General features: G+C 37.6%; 26 protein-coding genes. All 26 read left to right on the forward strand.

Translation table 11 applies throughout. From position 1 onward, the window contains the following. Positions 1-23 precede the first annotated feature (23 nt). The 26 genes from dprA (at position 24) to IEW44_RS07645 (ending at position 23,092) form a co-directional block, all read left to right on the forward strand. Complete coding sequence (dprA, locus tag IEW44_RS07520; RefSeq protein WP_188614433.1) at positions 24-884, forward strand: DNA-processing protein DprA; 861 nt, start codon at positions 24-26, stop codon at positions 882-884. Positions 885-971: 87 nt separating this feature from the next. Beyond that, positions 972-3,056: a type I DNA topoisomerase gene (topA, locus tag IEW44_RS07525; RefSeq protein ID WP_188614434.1), complete on the forward strand. Its 2,085-nt coding sequence runs from the start codon at positions 972-974 to the stop codon at positions 3,054-3,056. Positions 3,057-3,074: 18 nt separating this feature from the next. Next, positions 3,075-4,385: an FADH(2)-oxidizing methylenetetrahydrofolate--tRNA-(uracil(54)-C(5))-methyltransferase TrmFO gene (gene trmFO, locus IEW44_RS07530; protein WP_188614435.1), complete on the forward strand. Its 1,311-nt coding sequence runs from the start codon at positions 3,075-3,077 to the stop codon at positions 4,383-4,385. Positions 4,386-4,608: 223 nt separating this feature from the next. After that, positions 4,609-5,505: a tyrosine recombinase XerC gene (gene xerC, locus IEW44_RS07535; protein WP_188614436.1), complete on the forward strand. Its 897-nt coding sequence runs from the start codon at positions 4,609-4,611 to the stop codon at positions 5,503-5,505. Positions 5,506-5,520: 15 nt separating this feature from the next. Then, entirely contained in the window at positions 5,521-6,063 is a 543-nt protein-coding gene (gene hslV, locus IEW44_RS07540; RefSeq protein ID WP_188614437.1) for an ATP-dependent protease subunit HslV, read from the forward strand. Beyond that, on the forward strand, positions 6,063-7,454 hold the full coding sequence (gene hslU / locus IEW44_RS07545) for an ATP-dependent protease ATPase subunit HslU (protein WP_188614438.1): 1,392 nt from the start codon (positions 6,063-6,065) through the stop codon (positions 7,452-7,454). Before hslV ends, hslU begins: the two co-directional genes overlap by 1 nt. A gap of 89 nt (positions 7,455-7,543) precedes the next feature. Further along, the gene (codY, locus tag IEW44_RS07550) at positions 7,544-8,323 is read left to right on the forward strand and encodes a GTP-sensing pleiotropic transcriptional regulator CodY (protein WP_188614439.1); all 780 of its coding nucleotides are present in this window, start codon (positions 7,544-7,546) and stop codon (positions 8,321-8,323) included. Positions 8,324-8,718: 395 nt separating this feature from the next. Beyond that, entirely contained in the window at positions 8,719-9,111 is a 393-nt protein-coding gene (flgB, locus tag IEW44_RS07555; RefSeq protein WP_188614440.1) for a flagellar basal body rod protein FlgB, read from the forward strand. A 3-nt stretch (positions 9,112-9,114) separates the two neighbouring features. Further along, positions 9,115-9,576, forward strand: coding sequence for a flagellar basal body rod protein FlgC (flgC, locus tag IEW44_RS07560; protein WP_188614441.1), 462 nt, complete (start codon positions 9,115-9,117; stop codon positions 9,574-9,576). 18 nt (positions 9,577-9,594) lie between these two features. Next, positions 9,595-9,909, forward strand: a complete 315-nt coding sequence (gene fliE, locus IEW44_RS07565) for a flagellar hook-basal body complex protein FliE (protein ID WP_188614442.1) — start codon at positions 9,595-9,597, stop codon at positions 9,907-9,909. Positions 9,910-9,969: 60 nt separating this feature from the next. Continuing rightward, entirely contained in the window at positions 9,970-11,559 is a 1,590-nt protein-coding gene (gene fliF, locus IEW44_RS07570) for a flagellar basal-body MS-ring/collar protein FliF (RefSeq protein ID WP_188614443.1), read from the forward strand. 15 nt (positions 11,560-11,574) lie between these two features. Beyond that, complete coding sequence (fliG, locus tag IEW44_RS07575; RefSeq protein WP_188614444.1) at positions 11,575-12,588, forward strand: flagellar motor switch protein FliG; 1,014 nt, start codon at positions 11,575-11,577, stop codon at positions 12,586-12,588. Further along, on the forward strand, positions 12,575-13,354 hold the full coding sequence (gene fliH, locus IEW44_RS07580) for a flagellar assembly protein FliH (protein ID WP_308421632.1): 780 nt from the start codon (positions 12,575-12,577) through the stop codon (positions 13,352-13,354). Before fliG ends, fliH begins: the two co-directional genes overlap by 14 nt. A gap of 4 nt (positions 13,355-13,358) precedes the next feature. Continuing rightward, positions 13,359-14,684 carry a flagellar protein export ATPase FliI gene (gene fliI / locus IEW44_RS07585; RefSeq protein WP_188614446.1) on the forward strand — a complete coding sequence of 442 codons (1,326 nt, stop codon included), beginning with the start codon at positions 13,359-13,361 and terminating at the stop codon, positions 14,682-14,684. Then, on the forward strand, positions 14,681-15,130 hold the full coding sequence (gene fliJ / locus IEW44_RS07590; RefSeq protein ID WP_188614559.1) for a flagellar export protein FliJ: 450 nt from the start codon (positions 14,681-14,683) through the stop codon (positions 15,128-15,130). The genes fliI and fliJ overlap by 4 nt, the downstream gene beginning before the upstream one ends. A gap of 7 nt (positions 15,131-15,137) precedes the next feature. After that, positions 15,138-15,731, forward strand: coding sequence for a MotE family protein (locus tag IEW44_RS07595; protein WP_188614447.1), 594 nt, complete (start codon positions 15,138-15,140; stop codon positions 15,729-15,731). A 16-nt stretch (positions 15,732-15,747) separates the two neighbouring features. After that, entirely contained in the window at positions 15,748-16,932 is a 1,185-nt protein-coding gene (locus tag IEW44_RS07600) for a flagellar hook-length control protein FliK (RefSeq protein ID WP_188614448.1), read from the forward strand. Between the two features lie 8 nt (positions 16,933-16,940). After that, positions 16,941-17,642, forward strand: coding sequence for a flagellar hook assembly protein FlgD (gene flgD, locus IEW44_RS07605; RefSeq protein ID WP_188614560.1), 702 nt, complete (start codon positions 16,941-16,943; stop codon positions 17,640-17,642). A 14-nt stretch (positions 17,643-17,656) separates the two neighbouring features. After that, positions 17,657-18,022: a TIGR02530 family flagellar biosynthesis protein gene (locus IEW44_RS07610; protein ID WP_188614449.1), complete on the forward strand. Its 366-nt coding sequence runs from the start codon at positions 17,657-17,659 to the stop codon at positions 18,020-18,022. 82 nt (positions 18,023-18,104) lie between these two features. Continuing rightward, complete coding sequence (locus IEW44_RS07615) at positions 18,105-19,094, forward strand: flagellar hook-basal body complex protein (RefSeq protein ID WP_188614450.1); 990 nt, start codon at positions 18,105-18,107, stop codon at positions 19,092-19,094. Positions 19,095-19,168: 74 nt separating this feature from the next. Next, on the forward strand, positions 19,169-19,390 hold the full coding sequence (locus IEW44_RS07620; RefSeq protein WP_188614451.1) for a flagellar FlbD family protein: 222 nt from the start codon (positions 19,169-19,171) through the stop codon (positions 19,388-19,390). Beyond that, entirely contained in the window at positions 19,380-19,808 is a 429-nt protein-coding gene (fliL, locus tag IEW44_RS07625) for a flagellar basal body-associated protein FliL (RefSeq protein WP_188614452.1), read from the forward strand. Before IEW44_RS07620 ends, fliL begins: the two co-directional genes overlap by 11 nt. A 39-nt stretch (positions 19,809-19,847) precedes the next feature. Further along, the gene (gene fliM / locus IEW44_RS07630) at positions 19,848-20,843 is read left to right on the forward strand and encodes a flagellar motor switch protein FliM (RefSeq protein ID WP_188614453.1); all 996 of its coding nucleotides are present in this window, start codon (positions 19,848-19,850) and stop codon (positions 20,841-20,843) included. After that, positions 20,836-22,053, forward strand: a complete 1,218-nt coding sequence (gene fliY, locus IEW44_RS07635) for a flagellar motor switch phosphatase FliY (protein WP_188614454.1) — start codon at positions 20,836-20,838, stop codon at positions 22,051-22,053. The genes fliM and fliY overlap by 8 nt, the downstream gene beginning before the upstream one ends. A gap of 22 nt (positions 22,054-22,075) precedes the next feature. After that, positions 22,076-22,438 (forward strand): response regulator, encoded by a 363-nt coding sequence (locus IEW44_RS07640; RefSeq protein ID WP_188614455.1) that lies wholly within the window; start codon positions 22,076-22,078, stop codon positions 22,436-22,438. A 3-nt stretch (positions 22,439-22,441) separates the two neighbouring features. Further along, the gene (locus IEW44_RS07645; protein WP_188614456.1) at positions 22,442-23,092 is read left to right on the forward strand and encodes a flagellar biosynthetic protein FliO; all 651 of its coding nucleotides are present in this window, start codon (positions 22,442-22,444) and stop codon (positions 23,090-23,092) included. The last annotated feature ends 45 nt before the right edge of the window (positions 23,093-23,137 follow it).

A 23,137-nucleotide genomic window follows, 5' to 3' on the forward strand; every position in this document is an offset into this window, starting at 1 on the left:
TGAGTTCATTTAAGGAGGTACGTATGCTTACACAACAACAATTATTAGCTTTACATTATTTGTTTCCAATTAGTGCTAAAGTCGTAACACAATTAACAGAAATCTCGCCTACATCACTTCGAAAATCTCTGCCTATTAGTGCAAAAAAAGCACAGCAAATTTTTCACAACTACGAAAAAATCCAACACTATGATTTTCTCTCTTACTACGCACAACAGCATATTACACCCATTATGTATATAGACAATGCCTATCCCACCATGCTTTTAAATAGTTACGATGCCCCTTCATTGTTATACGCAAAAGGGAATATCAATTTACTACAACAAATGGCAATTGCGATTATTGGATCTAGAAAAGCAGGTTTATATACTAAAGTCGTATTAGAAGCGATTATTCCACCACTTATAAAGGCCAATACTGTCATTGTGAGCGGCTTAGCGAAGGGGGCGGATACTTATGCACATGAACATACAATTGCTTGTGGAGGGCAAACGATTGCAGTTTTAGGGCATGGGTTTTATCATATGTATCCGAGGGAGAATGAGCTGTTAGCTGAAAAAATAGCAACAGAGCATTTACTACTTACCGAATTTGCACCACATATGCCACCTGCACGTCATCATTTTCCTATGCGTAATCGAATTATTAGTGGCTTATCTCAAGCATTAGTTGTAACAGAGGCAGCTATGCGCAGTGGTACACTCATTACAACAGAGTTTGCCTTAGAAGAAGGAAAAGACGTTTTTGTCGTGCCAGGTCCCATACATTCACCATTATCACAAGGGACAAATTATTTATTACAAGAGGGCGCAATCCCTATTATAAATGGCAACCAAATTATTGATGCAATGCAACTAATTTTTTTGAATCATGGAAAATGAGTTGCATTATCTTGCAATCTGTTATACATTTTGCAACAGGTGAACTTAAAGGTATATAGTAAGCCTCTACTTAAGGAGGAATTAAATATGGCAGATTATTTAGTAATTGTGGAATCACCCGCAAAAGCAAAAACAATTGAACGTTACTTAGGAAAAAAATATAAAGTAAAAGCCTCTGTAGGGCATGTCCGTGACTTACCACGAAGCCAGATGGGTATTGATACAGAAAATAACTATACCCCGAAGTATATTACAATTCGTGGTAAAGGGCCTGTGTTACAAGAGTTGAAAACAGCAGCAAAGAAAGCTAAAAAAATCTATCTTGCAGCTGACCCCGACCGTGAAGGTGAAGCAATTGCTTGGCATCTTGCTACAGCATTGAACATTGACACGGATTCAGATTGTCGAGTTGTATTCAATGAGATTACAAAAGATGCAGTATTAGAGTCGTTTAAACATCCACGACCAATCAATATGGACTTAGTAGACTCACAACAGGCAAGACGTATGTTGGACCGCTTAGTAGGGTATAATATCAGTCCAATTTTATGGAAAAAAGTAAAAAAAGGTTTGTCCGCAGGTCGTGTCCAATCTGTAGCTTTACGTTTAATTATTGACCGTGAAAACGAAATTAAAAATTTTAAACCTGAAGAATACTGGACAATAGAAGCAGCCTTTGAAAAAGGTAAGAAACCATTCGATGCTTTGTACTATGGTAATGGTCAAGAAAAGATAAAATTAACGAATGAAGCACAAGTTAAAGCGATATTAGCGCAATTGAAAGGTGACGATTTTAACGTTACTTCTGTGACAAAAAAAGAGCGCAAGCGAAATGCTGCTCCTTCTTTTACAACATCTTCTTTGCAACAAGAGGCAGCTCGTAAATTGAATTTTAGAGCTAAAAAGACGATGATGCTAGCACAACAATTGTATGAAGGTATTGATATTGGTAAAAAAGAAGGCACAGTTGGTTTAATCACATATATGCGTACAGATTCAACGCGTATTGCTGATACAGCAAAAACAGAAGCACGCCAATTCATTGAAGAAAAGTACGGGAAAGAATTCATTGCAACAACGCCACGACAAGCGAAGAAAAATACAAATTCCCAAGATGCGCATGAAGCGATTCGTCCAACAAGTGTGACGCGTGCTCCTGAAGATTTAAAAACAGTGTTAAGTCGTGATCAACTGCGTTTGTATCGCTTAATTTGGGAGCGTTTTATTGCAAGTCAAATGGCACCAGCTATTTTAGATACCGTGTCAGTTGATTTGCAACAAGGTGATGTGATGTTTCGTGCAAGCGGTTCGCAAGTGAAATTCCCTGGCTTTATGAAGGTATATATTGAAGGTTCAGATGATCAGAAAGAAGAAAAAGATGCATATTTACCAGAGATGGCAGAAGGCGATATAGTAAAAGCAACAGCCATTGAACCAAAACAACACTTTACACAGCCGCCGCCGCGTTATTCAGAAGCACGTTTAGTTAAAACGATGGAAGAACTAGGTATAGGGCGTCCATCTACGTATGCGCCTACTTTAGATACTATACAACGTCGTGGTTATGTAACACTTGATACAAAACGTTTTATTCCAACAGAATTAGGCGAAATCGTTCATCAACTTGTTTTAGAGTTCTTCCCAGATATTTTAAATATCGAATTTACAGCACAAATGGAGAAGGACTTAGATGCCATTGAAGAAGGGCAAAGAGAATGGGTAGATGTAATTGATGCCTTTTACCAAGACTTTGAAAAGCATGTGCAACATGCAGATGCTGAGATGGAGAAAGTTGTTATCAAAGATGAACCAGCTGGTGAAGATTGCGAGAAATGTGGCGCACCTATGGTATTCAAACTAGGACGTTATGGCAAGTTTATGGCCTGTTCTGATTTCCCAGATTGTCGTAATACAAAGGCAATTATGAAGCAAATTGGCGTGAAGTGTCCAAGTTGCGAGAATGGTGAGATTGTAGAACGTAAAAGTAAAACCCGTCGAACATTTTACGGCTGTGATCAATATCCAACATGTGAATTTGTGTCATGGGATAAACCAATTAGTCGTCCATGTCCAAAGTGCGAATCATTGTTAGTGGAGAAGAAAATTAAAAAAGGTGTGCAAATCAAGTGTACGAATGAAGAATGTGACTATGAGGAAACACCTACACAATAAGAAAGTGCGGTAATAAAGATGACACAAACAGTTAATGTAATCGGAGCTGGCTTAGCTGGCTCTGAAGCGGCTTGGCAAATTGCTGAGCGTGGTATTCAAGTAAATTTATATGAAATGCGTCCTGTAAAACAGACACCAGCACATCACACCGATAAGTTTGCGGAGTTAGTTTGCTCTAATTCTTTACGCGCGAATGGTTTAACAAATGCTGTTGGTGTTTTAAAAGAGGAGATGCGTCATTTACATTCTGTGATTTTAAAGGCAGCAGATCGTTGTGCTGTACCAGCAGGAGGGGCACTTGCTGTAGACCGTCATGAATTTGCAGGCTATGTAACAGATGCAGTGAAAAATCATCCGAATATTACAGTATTCAATGAAGAAGTAACAACATTGCCAGAGGGAATCACTGTTATTGCAACGGGGCCATTAACATCTGAAGCGTTAGCGAAAGAAATTCAAAGATTGACAGGGCAAGAGTATTTATATTTTTATGATGCAGCAGCACCAATCATTGAAAAAGAAAGCATCAATATGGATAAAGTATATTTGAAATCACGTTATGATAAAGGTGAAGCTGCATACCTTAATTGTCCGATGACAAAAGAAGAGTTTGAAGCATTCCGCACAGCCTTAATCGAAGCGGAAGTTGTTCCTTTAAAAGAATTTGAAAAAGAAATTTACTTTGAAGGCTGTATGCCAATTGAAGTGATGGCTACACGTGGCGAGAAAACAATGTTATTTGGCCCGATGAAGCCAGTGGGGTTAGAAGACCCTAAAACAGGCAAACGTCCTTATGCGGTAGTGCAGCTACGTCAAGACGATGCAGCAGGCACATTATATAACATTGTTGGCTTCCAGACGCATTTAAAATGGGGACCTCAAAAAGAAATCGTGCAGATGATTCCAGGATTAGAGAATGTAGAAATTGTACGTTATGGTGTCATGCATCGTAATACATTTGTTAACTCACCAGAAGTATTAGAAAAAACATATCAAATGCGTGAGCATAAGCATGTGTTTTTAGCGGGTCAAATGACAGGTGTGGAAGGCTATGTGGAATCAGCAGGTAGTGGGTTAATTGCGGGGATTAATGCAGCTCGGTTAGTACAAGGCGAAGAGCCAATTATTTTCCCTTCTGAGACAGCGTTAGGTAGTATGGCGCGTTATATTACAGAAGCGCAATCAAAGAACTTCCAACCTATGAATGTGAATTTCGGTATTTTCCCTGAGTTGCCACCAGGCCGACGCTCCAAACCAGAACGTGCAGAAATGCATGCTAATCGAGCAATTGAATCAATTCGAAACTTTGTGAATTCACAGACAATTTAATTGCAAAAAACCCTTAAAAGTTGATATACTTTTAAGGGTTTTTACTTTAAGTAAAATGCTAGCAATAATATGGATAACTTGTTAAAGGAAAAAAGCGATATTGCATTTTTTTTCGAACATTCTTATGTTTTTACTTGCACTATTTGCACTTTAGGTATAGTGTCATTATGTGTGTTTCAAAGAATGCTAAATCGTAAAACAATTTGTGGTGGTGGTGTTTGCAGTGGGCATTTCAACAGTGCAAGCTTTAGATCAATTTGTTTTATATATTACTGTAGAGAAAAATTTTTCTCCGCATACTGTGTCGGAATACGAAAGTGATATTCAGCACTTTTTAGTGTTCCTACAAAAAGAAGACATTTTGTTGACGCATGTTGCGTATGCAGATGCTAGAAAATATATAACAGTTTTATATGATAAAGGCTTGGCACGTACAACGATATCTCGACGGATATCTGCTGTGCGTTCATTTTATCGCTTTTTAAATAAAGAATACGCAATTGATGACCATGCGTTTCAATTGCTGTATCATCCTAAGAAGGAACAGCGCTTGCCGCAGTTTTTTTATGCAGATGAACTAGAAGAATTATTTAAAGCAGTAGCAGGCACACGTATTAAGGATATGCGGGATCGCGCGTTATTAGAGTTGCTGTATGCAACAGGAATACGCGTTAGTGAGCTCACAACACTCATGATGGAAGATATTGATTTTCAATATAGCATCATACGTGTGACAGGGAAGGGAAGAAAGCAGCGTATTGTACCGTTTGGACATTATGCACATGAGGCGTTGCAACAATATATTGATGATGCACGTCCAAAGTTCATGAAAAATACTACGCATCAAACCGTGTTTGTTAATGTGAAGGGAGCCCCTTTAACATCAAGAGGAGTACGCTATGTACTATCTGACATTATGAAACGCGCTTCTTTGCATGCCAAAATCTATCCGCATATGTTACGTCACACATTTGCAACTCATTTGCTAAATAATGGCGCAGATATGCGTACAGTACAAGAGTTGCTTGGGCATAGTAGTTTATCTTCAACCCAAGTTTATACGCATGTAACAAAAGAACATTTACGTAACACATATATGAATGCTCACCCGAGAGCTTAATATAGGAGGAGTACAATGGGACAAATTCATGCAACGACAATATTTGCGATTCATCATAAAGGGCAGTGTGCAATGGCTGGTGATGGGCAAGTAACACTTGGCAATGCGGTAGTGATGAAACACACCGCAAAAAAGGTAAGACGTCTGTTTAATGGCAAAGTACTTGCGGGGTTTGCAGGTTCTGTAGCAGATGCTTTTACATTATTTGAAATGTTTGAGGCTAAATTAAATGAGTACAATGGTAATTTACAACGTGCTTCTGTTGAGGTAGCTAAACAGTGGCGTGGTGATAAGATGTTACGCCAATTAGAAGCAATGTTATTAGTAATGGATGAAAAAACATTGTTATTAGTATCTGGAACTGGGGAAGTAATAGAACCAGATGATGGTATTTTAGCCATAGGCTCAGGTGGTAATTATGCGTTATCAGCAGGAAGAGCTTTGAAGCAACACGCAGGGGATGCCTTAAGTGCCTCAGAGATTGCAAAGGCTGCATTGCAAACAGCGGCTGACATCTGTGTGTTTACTAATCATAACATCATATTGGAGGCGCTATAATGACGACAACAAATTTAACGCCAAGACAGATTACAGAACAGTTAAGTCGACACATCGTAGGGCAAGATGAGGCTAAGCGAGCTGTAGCTATCGCGCTACGCAACCGTTATCGACGTTCGCAATTACCTGAAGCTTTACAACATGAGGTTGTGCCAAAAAACATATTAATGATAGGGCCAACAGGCGTTGGTAAAACAGAAATTGCCCGTCGAATTGCTAAGCTAACCAATGCACCGTTTATCAAGGTAGAGGCTACTAAATTTACAGAATTAGGCTATGTCGGTCGAGATGTAGAGTCTATGGTTCGTGATTTAGTTGAGATTTCACATCGATTAATTAAAGATGAACTCGTAGCAAATGTACAAGAGCAAGCCGAGGAGTTGGCTAATGAACGTTTAATCAAATTACTTGCTCCTTCGCAAAAGAAAAAGCAAACGACACAAAATCCGTTTGAGATGTTATTTGGTGGGCAACAAAAATCCGAACCAGATGATGCCGATCAGGAGGAAGAAGTCACTGTGCGTTCTAAGCGAGCTCAAATCGCTATTGATTTAAAAGCGGGTAAGTTAGAAGAAGAGTATGTTACCATTCAAGTAGAGGAACAAAACCTTTCAATGTTAGATGCATTACCAGGTATGGATCAAAATCAAGGTATGCAAGATATGTTAGCTAACCTTATGCCTAAAAAAATGAAGAAGCGTCGTTTAAAAGTGAAAGACGCTCGTCGTGTGTTAACGCAGGAAGAGGCAAATAAGTTGATTGATGCAGATGAACTATCTCAACAAGCAATTACAAGAGCTGAACAGACAGGTATTATTTTTATTGACGAAATTGATAAAATCGCAAGCCGCAGCTCAAACTCATCTGCGGATGTGTCTCGTGAGGGTGTGCAACGCGATATTTTACCAATTATTGAAGGGTCAACAGTTACGACAAAATACGGACCAGTAAAGACAGATTATATGTTATTTATTGGTGCGGGTGCATTTCATATGTCAAAACCGTCAGATTTAATTCCGGAGTTACAAGGGAGATTGCCAATTCGAGTCGAATTGAATAAGTTAACAAAGGACGATTTTGTGCGTATTTTGCAAGAGCCTGACCAATCGTTAGTTTTGCAGTATAAGGCACTACTTGAAGTGGAAGGTGTTACGATTAACTTCACAGAAGATGCGATTGCACGTATTGCTGAAATCGCAATAGAAGTGAATCAAGAGACCGACAATATTGGTGCTCGTCGTCTTCACACAATTTTAGAGCGCTTACTAGAAGAAGTATCGTTTGAAGCTTCAGAAATTGCACCAGCCCATATCGAAATTACACCAGCCTATGTAGATGGTAAATTAGGCGATATTGTTAAGAATAAAGATTTATCACAATTTATTTTATAATTTATAAGAGAAATTAGTATCGCTATTATATAAAAAGCTTTAAAATATTAAGAAAATAGCTGATATTCAATTTAGGAGGAAAATTTATCATGGACTTATTAGCGAAAACACGTACAATCAACTCAATGTTACAAGCTTCAGCAGGTAAACCTGTTAATTTTAAAGAAATGGCTGATATTTTAGGTGACACAATTGATAGCAATGTATTTATCGTGAGTCGTAAAGGTAAGTTATTAGGAATCTCAATTCATCAGCAAATCGAAAACGAACGTATGAAAAAGATGTTTGAAGAGCGTCAATTTCCAGAAGAATATACAAATAACTTATTCCATATTTCAGAAACATCACCAAACCTAGATGTTTACAATGTACACACTGCTTTCCCTGTAGAGAATCGTCAATTATTTGAAAAAGGTTTAACAACAATCGTGCCGATTATTGGTGGTGGTGAACGTTTAGGTACATTAATTTTAGCTCGTTTATCAGCGGAGTTTGTGGATGAGGATTTAATTTTAGCAGAGTACGGAGCAACGGTTGTTGGTATGGAGATTTTGCGCGAAAAAGCAGAAGAAATCGAAGAAGAAGCGCGCAGTAAAGCGGTCGTACAAATGGCGATTAATTCATTATCATTTAGTGAGTTAGAAGCGATTGATCATATTTTTGAAGAGCTAGACGGTACAGAAGGTTTACTTGTTGCTTCTAAAATCGCAGACCGTGTTGGGATTACGCGCTCTGTTATTGTAAACGCACTGCGTAAACTAGAGAGTGCAGGAGTTATTGAATCCCGTTCTTTAGGGATGAAGGGGACATATATCAAAGTGTTAAACGATAAGTTCCTAGCTGCGCTTGCAGAAGTTAAAATGAAATAAGTACGTGTATAATAGGGGGCTGTGCTAAGTTTCGTGCTTAGTACAGTCTTTTCTTGTGAAAAGTGAGAATTATGGCGGATTTATGAATAAAAGATTAATTATTTATAAAAATAAGTCTTTAGACTTATTATTATCGAATTTGTTGCTATGAGTAAAAAATCATATAAATCATAAATGTTGACAAAAGCTGTAATGACGCTAAAGTTATAAAAAAACCGTTAGAACGAAACACTTTCTAAACCATTTGTATATGAGAAAAAAAGCCTAAAAATAGTTAGTATCGCCTAGGTACTGATTAAAATGACCAATAGACACTAGGGCATATCTTAATTACAATTAAGTTATCTAATATACAATTGTGACAACACTGCATACATACAAACGAGGTGAAAATAATGAATTTATTCGGTGGTACTATTCGCTCATTAGAGAATGGTTTGAATTATTCTACAGTAAAACAAAAAACAATTGCTCAAAATATTGCGAATGTAGACACTCCGCACTATAAGGCAAAAGATGTTAGTTTTAAAAAAATGTTAGAAGAACAGACTACAGGTTCTCTCCATGCCAACCGTACGCATACTAAACATTATGATTTTGCAATCAATCAAAAAACGCCTGGTGTTTTTGGTTATAATAATTTACGTTATCGTGTATCAGGTAATGGCGTTGATATGGACGCTGAACAAGCTAAAATGGCAGAGAATATCATTTACAACAACGCATTAGTAGAACGTATTAATGGTAAGTTCAGTTCACTTAATAATGTCATCAAAGGAGGCAAATAATAAATGAGTATATTTCATAGTATGAATACGACAGCTTCCGCATTAACAGCACAGCGCTTGCGCATGGATGTCATTTCATCTAATATGACAAATGTTGATACTACGAGAGCCAAACAAGTAGATGGTGAGTGGGAACCTTATCGTCGTAAAACCGTTACGTTATCTGCTGCAGAAGGTAAGTTTTCTAACTTTTTACAAGTGGCAATGGGAAGAAGCGATAAAGGTGCAGTTGGCAATGGTGTAACTGTCTCACGCATTAAAGAAGACCAAGAGACACCATTTAAACTTGTTTATAATCCAGGGCATCCTGATGCAAATGAAGAAGGTTACATAGAAATGCCAAATATAGATCCACTGCGTGAAATGGTAGATTTAATATCAGCAACACGTTCTTATGAAGCAAATGTTACAGTATTCAATGCTAATAAAAGTATGTTGACGAAAGCACTAGAAATTGGAAAATAATAAAGGGGTGAATACATAATGCCAATCAATGCAATAACTAACAATTTTGCACCTAATGCCATTGAGCAACCTATTAAGCCAAATTTACATAATACTACACCGTACAAAGCACAAGAAAGTTTTGCAACAGAGTTAAAGCAAGCAATTGCTGAGGTGAACAATCAACAAATTCAATCCGATAACTTAACACAAAAGTTAATAAATGGCGAAAATGTAGAATTGCATCAAGTGATGATTGCTTCGCAAAAAGCAGGCGTTACTTTGAGTGCAACGATGGAAGTTCGTAATAAGGTGATTGATGCTTACCAAGAAATAATGCGTATGAGTGTATAATCACACGGTTATCGCGAGGTATTCAATGTAGGAGCATTCACTATAACCGGAGGATTCGTAATGAATGAACGACTAAACAAAATAAAAGATGATTCAAAGGCATTTTGGCAAAGTCGCAGTAAAACACAAAAGGGTGTCATGATTGGTTCAATCATTGGTGTAATTGCTTTAGCAGCTATTATCACATTTTATGCCACACGTACAAACTTTGTGCCACTTTATCAAGACTTGTCAACTGCTGAGATAGGCGCGATAAAAGAAGCGCTAGATGCACAGGCTGTTCAATATGAAATTGGACCAGGAGGTACTTCTATACTAGTACCTGAGGAACTATCAGACCAACTACTCGTTCAATTAGCCTCTGAGGGATATCCTAAAACAGGTACGATTAGTTATTCGTCTATAGGTAATACAGGGTTTGGTGTTACAGATAATGAATTCCAAGTACTTAATTTAGCTGCAACACAAAATGAACTTAAGAACTTATTGACTGTATTTGAAGGTGTAAAAGATGCTAACGTCATGTTGACGTTGCCAAAAAGCGAAGTATTTGTTAAACCAGGTATGCAAGATAAAGAGGCACAAGCAGCTATTACATTAAATACAGCACCAGGACAAGAATTTACAGATGAACAAATTGCAACAATGTATCGTATTGTTGAAAAGAGTGTGCCTAATTTAAAACCAGAAAATATTCGCATAACGAACCAATACTTAGAAGACTTCTCGATGACACCTAAATCATCAGGTGGTGATTTAGTCACCCAACAAATTGAGACAAAACGTATGATTGAGGCAAACCTACAACGTCAAGTACAAACGATGTTGAGCACATTAATGGGGCCTGAGAAAGTTGCAGTCATCGTCACTTCAGATATTGATTTTGATCAAGTGAATGAAACAGGTGATTATGTAGAGCCTGTCGATGAAGAGAATATGGCTGGTATTGAGATTAGTGCACAGCGTATTGCAGAGTCGTATACAGGTACAGGCGTTGCGCCAACAGGTACACCAGAGGGTGGTCGCCCAGAAGATAATTTAGTGGGATATCAAGAAGGTGCATTTGGGGATGGCGAGTATGAGCGTAATGAGGATACAGTAAACTATGATGTGAACCGTATTCGTAAAGAGGTGCAAAAATCGCCATATCGTATTCGCGATTTAGGTATTCAAGCGATTATTGAACCACCAAAAGCAGATGATGCAACGTCATTAGATCCAGCTGTACAAGCTGAAATTGAAAATATTCTACAAACTGTAGTTCGTACATCTCTAGATAAAGAAGCCATTGGCGAATTTACAGATGAAGATATCGAAAATAAAGTTTCGCTATCTGTTCAAGAAATGCTAGGTAAAGCAGATATGACAGCTAATGAGAAACCGACGATTCCATGGTGGGCATGGGTAGTTGGTGGCATTTTATTAGCCGTAATTGGCTTATTAATTTTCTTCATCATACGTTCACGTAAAAAAGCGCAAGAAGATGAAGAAGCAGCTATTTTAGAAGAACAAGAAGAAATGATTATTGATGATGTCAATGAAGAAGTAGAAACGGAAGCAACATTGCGACGTAAACAACTTGAGAAAATGGCAAAAGAAAAACCAGAGGACTTCGCGAAATTGCTACGCAGCTGGATTTCAGAAGACTAATTAGGAGGTTCCCCTGTGTCTAAAAAAGAAAAAGAATTAACAGGTAGACAAAAAGCGGCTTTACTATTAATTTCAATGGGGCCTGAAGTGTCTGCAGCTGTTTATAAACATTTAGATGAAGAAGAAATTGAGCGTTTAACACTGGAAATATCAAGTGTTAAAAAAGTGGAGCCAGGTGTTAAAGAAGAGATTATTGAAGAGTTCCATAATATTGCTTTGGCACAAGACTACATTTCACAAGGCGGTATTGGCTATGCGAAAACAGTACTCGAAAAAGCACTGGGAGAAGACCAAGCGCAAGCAATTATTAATCGCTTGACTTCTTCTTTACAAGTGCGACCCTTTGATTTTGCGCGCCGTGCAGACCCAGCTCAAATTTTTAACTTTATTCAAAATGAGCATCCACAAACTATCGCATTAATTTTATCTTACTTAGAAGCTGAGCAAGCAGGTGTAATTTTGTCATCCCTTCCTCAAGAAGTACAAGCAGATATTGCAAAACGTATTGCGATTATGGACTCAACTTCACCAGAAGTTATCAGTGAAATCGAATCGGTTTTAGAACGAAAATTATCTTCTACTGTTACACAAGATTACACAGAAACAGGTGGCGTAGATGCAGTAGTAGAAGTGTTAAATGGCGTAGACCGACAAACAGAGAAAACCATTTTGGATGCACTTGAAATTCAAGATCCAGAATTAGCAGAAGAAATTAAAAAGCGCATGTTTGTCTTTGAAGATATTGTTACACTAGATAATCGTTCTATTCAACGTGTGATTCGTGATTGTGAAAATGAAGATTTATTATTATCACTGAAAGTATCAAGTGAAGAAGTAAAAGAAATCCTATTCAATAATATGTCACAGCGTATGGCAGAGACATTCCGAGAAGAAATGGAAATCATGGGCCCTGTGCGTTTACGTGATGTTGAAGAAGCTCAAACACGTATTGTAGGGACAATTCGTCGTCTAGAAGACGCAGGTGAGATTATTATTGCTCGTGGTGGAGGCGATGATGTCATTGTCTAGAATCATCCGTTCCTATCGTGCCAATACAGAAGAAGTAGAGGCAAGAGAGATTAAAATTCAAAAACTATTTGAAGATGTGGCACAAGAGCAACCTGTGCCACAGCTTTCTCTAAGTGATATTCAAAGTGAACGTCAAAAGATGTTACATGATGCGAATGTTCAAATTGAGGATGAGAAACAAGCATTTGAAGCTTATAAACAAGCAGCATTAATGGAGATTGAGGCAGCAAAACAAGCGTGGGAAGATGAGCGGCCTCAACATGTGCAAGCCGCTTATGATGAAGGGTTTGCTCAAGGCTATGATGAGGGAATGCAAAAGGCCACAGCTGCTATGCAAGCAGACTTAGCACAGGCTAATGCGCTTATTCAATTAGCAGAGCAGAATGCCACACGCTACTTAGAAGAACAAGAAAATGTAATTTTATCGTTAGCGCTACAAGCAGCCTCTCGTATTATCGATCAGCAATTAGCAGACCATGCAGAAACATTTTTATCCATTGTTCAGCGTGGCTTAAAAGAAGCTCGTGAAATGAAAGAGATAAAAATTTATGTAGCACCAGCATATTATGAGTTATTAACAGTCAATCGTGAAGAACTCTCAGGCATATTCCCACCTGATGTACCATTCTTAATCTTTGTTTTAGAAGAATTAGAAGAGACAGAATGCTATATTGAAACAAATCATGGACGTATTGTTGTCTCCATTGATGAACAACTGAATGAACTAAGACATAAACTGTTCGAACTATTAAATAACAAGGAATGATGGCATGAAAGCAGCAGATTTAATGAATCAAATTCCTATAATTCCAACCTTTAAAAAATTTGGGCGTGTTACACGTGTTATTGGGCTGATGATTGAGTCGCAAGGGCCTGAAAGCTCGATTGGAGACGTGTGCAAAATACATGTCCCAACTATACGTGATGGGCATCAAATTATATTAGCTGAAGTGGTTGGGTTTAAAGATGAGATTGTTGTCTTAATGCCGTATACTTCATTGAGAGAAATCTCGATAGGATGTTTAGTAGAGGGAACGCATGCACCACTCGAAATTAAAGTAGGAAATGAATTAATCGGTAAAGTGCTTGATTCCATGGGCAACCCGATTGATGGTACAGTCCTGCCCAATGGCTTACCAACTGTGGCAACTGAACAAGATCCACCTAATCCATTAACACGACCACCTATTAATGAACGTTTAGAAGTAGGTGTGAAGGCAATTGACGGGATGTTGACAGTAGGAAGTGGTCAACGTATCGGTATCTTTGCAGGTTCGGGTGTTGGTAAAAGTACATTACTCGGTATGATTGCCAGAAATACAAAAGCAGATTTAAATGTCATTGCCTTAATTGGCGAACGTGGGCGTGAGGTACGAGAGTTTATTGAGAGAGATTTAGGTCCAGAAGGGCTAAGTCGCTCAATTGTTGTGGCTGCCACATCAGACCAGCCGGCTTTGATGCGTATTAAAGGTGCTTTTACAGCAACAGCGATTGCAGAGTACTTTAGAGATAAAGGGCTTAGTGTCATGTTAATGATGGATTCTGTAACGCGAGTAGCCATGGCTCAACGAGAAGTAGGATTAGCGATTGGAGAGCCACCAGCAACACGAGGGTATACACCATCTGTGTTTGCAATTTTACCTAAACTATTAGAGCGCACGGGTACGAATCTACATGGGACGATAACGGCTTTTTATACCGTATTAGTTGATGGTGATGATATGAATGAGCCTATTGCAGATACTGTACGAGGGATTTTAGATGGTCACATTGTATTAGATCGTACATTAGCGAATAAAGGACAATATCCTGCAATCAATGTGTTGAAAAGTGTGAGTCGTTTAATGAACCATATTGCAACACCAGAACATCGAAGTGCAGCAGAGCGTTTGCGTAATCTGTATTATACATACAATAAGTCAGAGGATTTAATTAACATTGGTGCTTATAAGCGAGGGACATCACAAGAAATTGATGAAGCTATTCAATATGAGCCACTTATAACTTCTTATTTGAAACAAGGTTTCATGGATAAAGTATCACTAGAAGATAGCGTGTCAGAATTAGTAGCATTATCAAATGGTGGGGTGAGATAGTGAGGTATCAATATCGTTTTTCGCAAATATTAAATATTCGTGAGCAGGAAAAAAACGAGACTGAAATGGCTTATAAAGAAGCGACTAAAGCCTTTGAAGCTGCGGCAACAAAGCTATATGATTTATTGAAAAAGAAAGAAGAATTGATTGATTATCAGCAAGAGCGCCTTGCGGTAGGTTCTTCTATAGATGAAGTCCATCATTATGCTCGTTTTATTGATAGTTTAGAAAAAACGATTAGTGATGTGCAACAAAAAGTAATTCAGGCCCGTGCCAAAATGCAGTGGTATGAAGAGAAGTTATTAGAGAAAAACTTAGAAGTACGTAAATTCGAAAAAATGCAAGAACGTGATTATAACATTTTTCAAGAAGAACAGAATCGCATCGAAATGAACTTTCTAGATGAGATTTCTCTACAAACGTATAACAAGAAAGAAATAAGGTGAGTTTTTTATGGCAAAAGAAGCAAAACTACCTCAAGAAAAAGAAAAGAAGCGTGGCGGGTTTTTTAAGAAGTTCTTTTTATTTGGCATTGTACCAATCGCATTTATCGCAGCAGCATTACTTGTCATCATGCAGCTTTCAGGAGGAAATATTTTTAAATTAGACCAATTGAACATTCCGTTTATCTCTTCAACGGATAAAGATAAAGAGAAGGCAGCAGAGCAAGTAAAGAATAATGATCAAAAGGTGTTAGAGCTACAAGGTGTGATTGCGGAAAAGGAAGCACAAATTGCGCAATTACAAACAGAGTTAGATACAGCAAACCAAGAGAAAGAAAAAGTAGTGACTGAACAAGAAAAATTAGTATTTGAGATGGAAAAAGTGCAACGTGAGCAAGATGATACTAAGCGAGAGTTCAGTGAAATTATTTCAACATATGAAAAAATGGCGCCTAAAGCAGCAGCTCCTGTAATTGCTAAAATGAGTGATGTGGAAGCACTGCGAATTTTGTCTAATTTAAAACCAGATACCGTTGCTAAAATTTTTGAAAAGATGACGCCAGAACAAGCTGCGAAATATACAGAGTTATTAGCCAAAGAGTAAAAGGAGGTGAATGACGATGAATGTACAGTTTATGCAAATGGTACAGGCAAAAGCAAGTACGAAAGCACCTGAGCCAATTGACGCTAAACAATCGGATCAGTTTGGTAAAGTATTTCAGCAAGCGCTGACTCAACCAACAGTCAAAGAGTCAGTTAGTGAAACTAATATGGAAAGTACAGAATTCATCCAAGCTGTGTTGAAAAGTGAAGATGTACAAGAGCTTTTTGATTTACTAGGTATTACTTTAGACGATGCTTTAATTGTTTTAGAAGATGGTCAAGTTATGGATCTAAATCAAGCGTTAGAAGAGTTAAACCCATTACTACAAGCACTGGGCATAAGTGAAACTGAACTGCAAGAAATTGTTGAACACGTATTAGGTGAAGAAGTGGAAGCAAAGGATGCTTGGGATTTACTAACAATGTTAATCAGTAACGAACCACAGCTACAATCTTTATTAACAGCAGGAAATAAAGGTGATGCTAAACTAACGCCAAAACAGGCAGAGCAAGTAACAGCACTTTTACAAACGATTAATTTAGTAAGTAAAGAAGTAGATTTAACATCTATGCAAGAGACTAAAACGCAGCCTGTTAATCAGATGATGCAAGCATTGCTAAAAAACATGGAAAGTACAGAAGAAACACCTAAAGTTAAAGTTCCGTTTATGACGTTTATGTCATCTAAGGAACAAACAACGACAGATGTAGCACCTATTACTTCTCATACTGTGCAAACGAGGCCAAATACATTTCAAATAACGTTGCCACAAAATCAATCCGCACAATCTGAAGCATTAATTAAAGAGATGCAAGCTATTGTAGCTAAAGCTCAAATGTCGAATAATCAAGGCGTAACACGTTTGTTAATCAAGTTATATCCTGAGAATTTAGGCAGTTTACGTATTGAACTATCTCAACATGAAGGTGTATTAAGTGCTCGTATTTTAGCCTCGACAGCTTCAGGCCGTGAATTATTGGACAATCAATTACATCAATTGAAACAAGCATTTGTACAACAAGGATTACAAGTTGAACGTATTGATGTAGGCCAAACGATGCAAGATTCAGACCGACAACAGCGTGAGCAACAAGGTTTCTTTAATCAGTTCTTTAAGCGACAACAAGAAGAAGAGCAACAAGAACAGCATGCGGAACCTGAACAGAGTTTTGAAGATATTTTGAATGAGGAGGTGCAGTAATAATGTCTATGGCAACGATTCAAGGCAGTAACTTTAGAAGTAAGCCACCAGCAGATGGCGGCGTCATTGGCGATAACTATTACTTAGAAAATCGTAAAGAAGAAGTGCGCCAAACGGGTAATAATATGTTAGGTAAAGATGATTTCTTGAAATTACTCATTACACAATTACAAAATCAAGACCCTACAAATCCGATGGACGATCGTGAGTTTATTGCACAAATGGCTCAGTTTTCTTCTTTAGAACAAATGCAAAATATGACTAAAGCAATGGAAGCATTGCTAATGTCACAGCAACAATCACAAATGATGGAGTATACAAACTTCATTGGTAAAGAAGTACAGTGGCACGAAATTAGTACAGAAAAAGATGATGAAGGTAACTTTATCGTGAATGAAGGTAAAGGTGTTATCCAATCTGTACAATTTAAAGATGGCGAGCCTGTATTTAAATTGGCAGACGGCAAAGAAATTGCTGTTGGTAATATCTCAGGTGTATTAAATAATAATACAGCGAATGAATCAGCAATTGTACGCGCTAGCGCTTTAATTGGTAAAACAGTGACATACAAATATACAGATGAAAATGATGAAGAAAAAGAAGCACAAGCTAAAGTAACATCAGTATCTAATAAAGACGGGAAAATAACTTATATTTTAGATAATAACGAAAAAATCACAGACAGCCAATTTATTGGTATTAGTGCATAAGGTAGGTGAATCAGGTGAAAACATATGGCATAGGAAATGTGCCTTTTCAGCCAACGATTCAAAACCGACCATTAAACAATAAAGCGACTCCTCAATCTTTTTTACAGCATCTTGAAGTAGCTGCTAAACAATTGAGGGTGAGTAAACATGCTACTGAACGATTGCAAGATCGTCAAATCCATATTTCAGATCAAGAGTGGAGTCATGTATCGAACAAAGTACAGGAAGCAAGTTTGAAGGGTGTCAAACACCCACTTGTATTGATGGAACAAGCAGCGTTAATTATTAGTGCAAAAAATAACACAGTAATTACGGCGATGGATCGCACGGAAGCAAAAGAGCAAATCTTTACGAATATTGATGGCACAATTGTGCTATAGGGCTGGACCTTTCGTTTAAAGGAAGCCTTGCGCTGTGGAATGATAGAAGCGGTGCGACAAAATTGAAGGGAGAACTACAATTATGTTACGTTCCATGTATTCAGGTATTTCAGGTTTACGCAATTTCCAAACGAAGTTAGATGTTATTGGTAATAATATTGCCAATGTTAATACACACGGGTTTAAAAAGAGCCGTGTTATTTTCAAAGATTTGATTTCACAAACTCAATCAGGTGCTTCTTCACCAAGTGCTACACGTGGTGGTGTTAATCCTAAACAAGTTGGTTTAGGTGCACAAATGTCTGCGATCGACGTTATGCATGGTCAAGGCTCTATGCAATCAACGGGTTACACATTAGATATGGCAATCTCAGGAGATGGATTCTTCATTGTTGGCGACTCAACAGGTACAGGGCGAGATGAGTTTGGTAATATTCAAGATGGTGGTGGAGACAGTGCGATTGACGGTTTAGTTTACACACGCGCTGGTAACTTCTATATGGACCCGGACGGTTATTTAGTGAATGCAGATGGTAAATATTTATATGGACATGCCAATGAAAATATTTATACGTATTATACAGATTTTGACGGAGCAGCAGAACCTGAAAAAGGTACAACTAATTTTAATACAGATAAAGAAGCTAATGGCATTTCAGGTACAACAACAGATTTATCAGCTGAAGATATTGAAGTAGGGCCAATCCGTATTCCAAAAGATGCTCAAAAAATGGGCATTAGCCAAGATGGTACAATTTCATACGTAGATGCAGCGGGTGAATTACAATATGCTGGGCAAGCTATTTTAGGTAAATTCTCCAACCCAGGTGGTATGGAAAAAGTGGGTGGTAACTACTATATTCCATCACAAAGTTCAGGTAATGTATTAATGCAGGCGGGTTCAGTAGCAGGTATTGGTACGGTAGAATCGGGTTATTTAGAGATGTCTAACGTAGATTTATCAGAAGAGTTTACAGAAATGATTGTTGCACAACGTGGTTTCCAAGCAAATACGCGTATCATTACAACTTCTGATGAAATTTTACAAGAGTTAGTGAACTTGAAGCGATAAAAGCGTATAATTTAGAACGGTAAAACATGTAATGAGGAGGGTCGGGCCGGCACTCGTCAGCCCGGCTATCAATTATGATTGAAGTAACAAGACTAAATGGTAAAAAGTTTACATTAAATGCTTTATACATAGAAACAGTTGAGTCTTTTCCAGACACAACAATTACACTTACGACAGGTACAAAGACAATTGTAAAAGAATCAGAAGAAGAGGTGCGAGAAAAGGTTAAGGCCTTTTACTTAAATATACAAATTTTATCAAATCCGCATCTACGAGGTGAAGATGATGAAGAATAATAAAACATTAACCATTGTAGCCATTGCACTTGTTGTAATTGTGCTCATTGGTGTGGTTGCCATTGTACTAAAAATGCAAATGGATAAACCAGCAAAATCTTTAGAACCAACCATTGATGACGTATTAGAAGCATCTGTTGATGTTGAAGAGATTACAACTAATTTATCTGACAAAAAATTTGTTCGTCTAACGCTAAAAATTCAAACGACAAGCAAAGATGCAGCAGAAGAGTTAGGCAAACGTGACTTCCAAACAAAAAATATTGTTATCAAAGAATTATCAGAGCTCTCTTCTAAAAATTTGGAAGGGAAAGATGGGAAGTTAAAGTTTGAATCAGCTATAAAAACGCAATTGAATGAGTTAATGCGTGATGGCGAGATCACAGAGGTTTCGATTACATCATGTATCATTAGCTAATATACTTAATTAAATTGACTTTATAATGGAGGTGGGCAAATGGCGGGAGATGTATTATCCCAATCCGAAATTGATGCGTTGCTCTCCGCAATATCGACTGGTGAAATGACAGCTGATGATATTAAGAAGGAAGATGAAGAGAAACGTGTAAAAGTGTATGATTTTAAACGTGCGCTTCGATTTTCAAAAGATCAAATTCGCAGTTTAACACGAGTGCATGAAAATTTCGCGCGATTAATTACAACGTTTTTCTCAGCTCAATTACGTACATATGTACAAATCACGGTCGCATCAGTTGACCAAATCCCATTCGAGGAGTTCGTGCGTTCGATTCCGAATATGACACTAATTAATGTGTTTGAAGTGCCGCCTCTAGACGGTAATATTTTAATGGAAATTAACCCGAACATTGCCTATTCAATGTTAGATCGTATGATGGGAGGAACGGGAGAGAGTCATAGTAATGTTGATAATTTAACAGAAATTGAAACTAAAATTATGACGAATCTATTTGAACGTTCTTTTGATAACTTACGAGAAGCATGGGAAAGTATTGCAGAGATTGACCCAATGTTAGTAGAACTTGAAGTAAATCCACAGTTTTTACAAATGATTTCACCAAATGAAACTGTAGTTGTGATTTCGTTAAATACAGTTATTGGTGAAACAAGCGGTATGATTAATATTTGTATACCACACGTAGTATTAGAACCTATCGTTCCTAATCTATCTGTTCGTTATTGGATGCAATCCAATACAAAGGAAATGTCTCCTGAACAAACAAAAGCACTAGAAACAAATGTGAAACGTGCTCAATTACCAGTAAGTGTTGAGTTAGGTACATCAACGATTACAATTGAAGATTTTCTATTCATGCAACAGGGTGATGTTGTACAACTAGATCAACCAGCAGATAACCCGTTATTATTGAAAGTAGGCTCTCTACCGAAATTTACTGTACAACCAGGTAAGGTAGGCAAAAAATTAGCTGTTCAAATTATAGAGCCAGTGAAAGGAGGAGACGAAGATGAGTGATGAAATGTTATCCCAAGAGGAAATTGAAGCGCTACTTCGCGGTGAATCTTTAGAAGATGATACACCACCATCAACAGAAGAGAATGGTGAAGAAACAGGCGAGATGAAAATTGAGGATTATTTAGATTCTATAGAGCAGGATGCGCTTGGTGAGATTGGCAATATTTCATTTGGTAGTTCTGCAACTGCACTGTCTTCATTATTAGGGCAAAAGGTAGATATTACGACACCAAGTATTTCAATGATTAATCGTAATAAGTTAGAAGAGGAGTTCCCGCACCCTTATGTAGCCGTACAAGTAGAATATACTATTGGTTTACTAGGTATGAATCTTTTAGTCATTAAACAATCAGATGCTGCAATTATTGCAGATTTAATGTTAGGCGGAGATGGCTTAAATCCTAATGAAGAATTGGGTGAAATACAATTAAGTGCTGTACAAGAAGCAATGAATCAAATGATGGGTTCTGCAGCGACATCTATGTCAGCGATCTTTAACAAAAAGGTAGATATTTCTCCACCTTCAATCGATTTAATGAATATTACAAAAAAAGAAGGCGAAGATAATATTCCAGAGGATGACTTACTTGTTAAAGTGTCATTCCGTTTACGTATTGGTACATTAATTGATTCTAATATTATGCAATTATTACCATTGCATTTTAGTAAAAGTCTAGTGAATTCTCTATTAAATGGAGAAGTTGAAGAAGAGACTAAAGTAGCAGAGCCGGCACCAGTAATTGAACAACAAGCTGCGCCAACACCCGCACCAGTTCAAGAGCAACCCATGCCACAGGCACCACAACAAGAGTATCAACAACCTGTCCAACCGCAACAGCCGCAATATCAACAGCCTGTATATCAACAACCCGCGCCACAAGCGCCGCCAGTAAATGTACAGCCTGCGCAATTTGCCGCTTTTGAATCAGCATCATTAGGACAAAATGAGAATAGAAACTTAAATATGCTACTTGATATCCCCCTCCAAGTTACGGTAGAGTTAGGACGTACGAAGCGTTCTGTAAAAGAGATTTTAGAACTATCTGGCGGGTCAATTATCGAGTTAGATAAATTAGCAGGTGAGCCTGTAGATATATTAGTCAATAATCGTCTAATTGCTACGGGTGAAGTTGTTGTTATTGATGAGAATTTTGGTGTTCGCATTACAGATGTTCTTAGTCAAGCAGAGCGAATCAATCACTTAAGATAATTGATATTGGAGGAGAATAGGTATGTCAAAAAGGATTTTAATTGTAGATGACGCAGCTTTCATGCGTATGATGATTAAGGATATTTTATCTAAGAATGGTTTTGAAGTAGTTGGAGAAGCAGCAGATGGTCAACAAGCGGTAGAAAAGTATAATGAATTAAAGCCTGACTTAGTAACGATGGATATCACAATGCCTGAAATGGATGGTATTGCAGCATTAAAAGAAATTAAGGGTACAGACCCTAATGCTATTGTTATCATGTGTTCAGCAATGGGGCAACAAGCAATGGTTATTGATGCGATTCAAGCAGGTGCGAAAGACTTTATCGTTAAGCCTTTCCAAGCAGATCGCGTTATCGAGGCTATTCAAAAAGCGTTGAGTTAAGCGATGCGTATGTCTTACATCGTTAAAGTTGTAACTTTGTTAACTGTACTGCTTATATCTGTTTTTCCCACAGAGGTATTAGCAGAGGACGGCCCTAGTACTGTACAGGAATGTATGAAGAATCCAGATAAATGTGCTGATAAAGAAGAAAAAGACAACAAGGAAAAAGAATCACAAAAAGTGGCGAAAACATCTAGTACAACAGTGGACTTTTTAAAAGCTATTGTCGCTTTTGCAGTAGTAATTGCGCTCCTTTATTTTGTGATGAAGTTTATTAATAGTCGAAATTCGAAATATCAACATAATCAAATGATTCAAAATCTAGGTGGTATTACATTAGGCGCACAAAAATCTGTACAGCTTTTACAAATGGGTAATCGTTTATATCTTGTTGGTGTAGGTGAAAATATTCAATTGTTAAAAGAAATAACAGATTCCGTTGAAATTGAAGCTCTTCAAAAAATGTATGAAGATAAACAAATTTTAGCAGCTGCACCAGTAAAGTTTGCTGAAGTTTTTTCACGCTTCAAAAAAGACAAACCCACGCAAGAGAACGACACAAGTTTTAATGCATTATTTCAAGAAAAAATAAATAAAATCAATGCGGAGCGTCAAGAAGAAATTAATAATTGGAAGAAGGAGACAGATAAGTAATGGAATTTATACTTATGCAACAGCAGCAAACCTTCGCAAGCTTTC

Origin of the sequence: Lysinibacillus alkalisoli, from assembly GCF_014643595.1 — a bacterium.
GTDB classification, from domain to species: Bacteria; Bacillota; Bacilli; order Bacillales_A; family Planococcaceae; genus Metalysinibacillus; species Metalysinibacillus alkalisoli.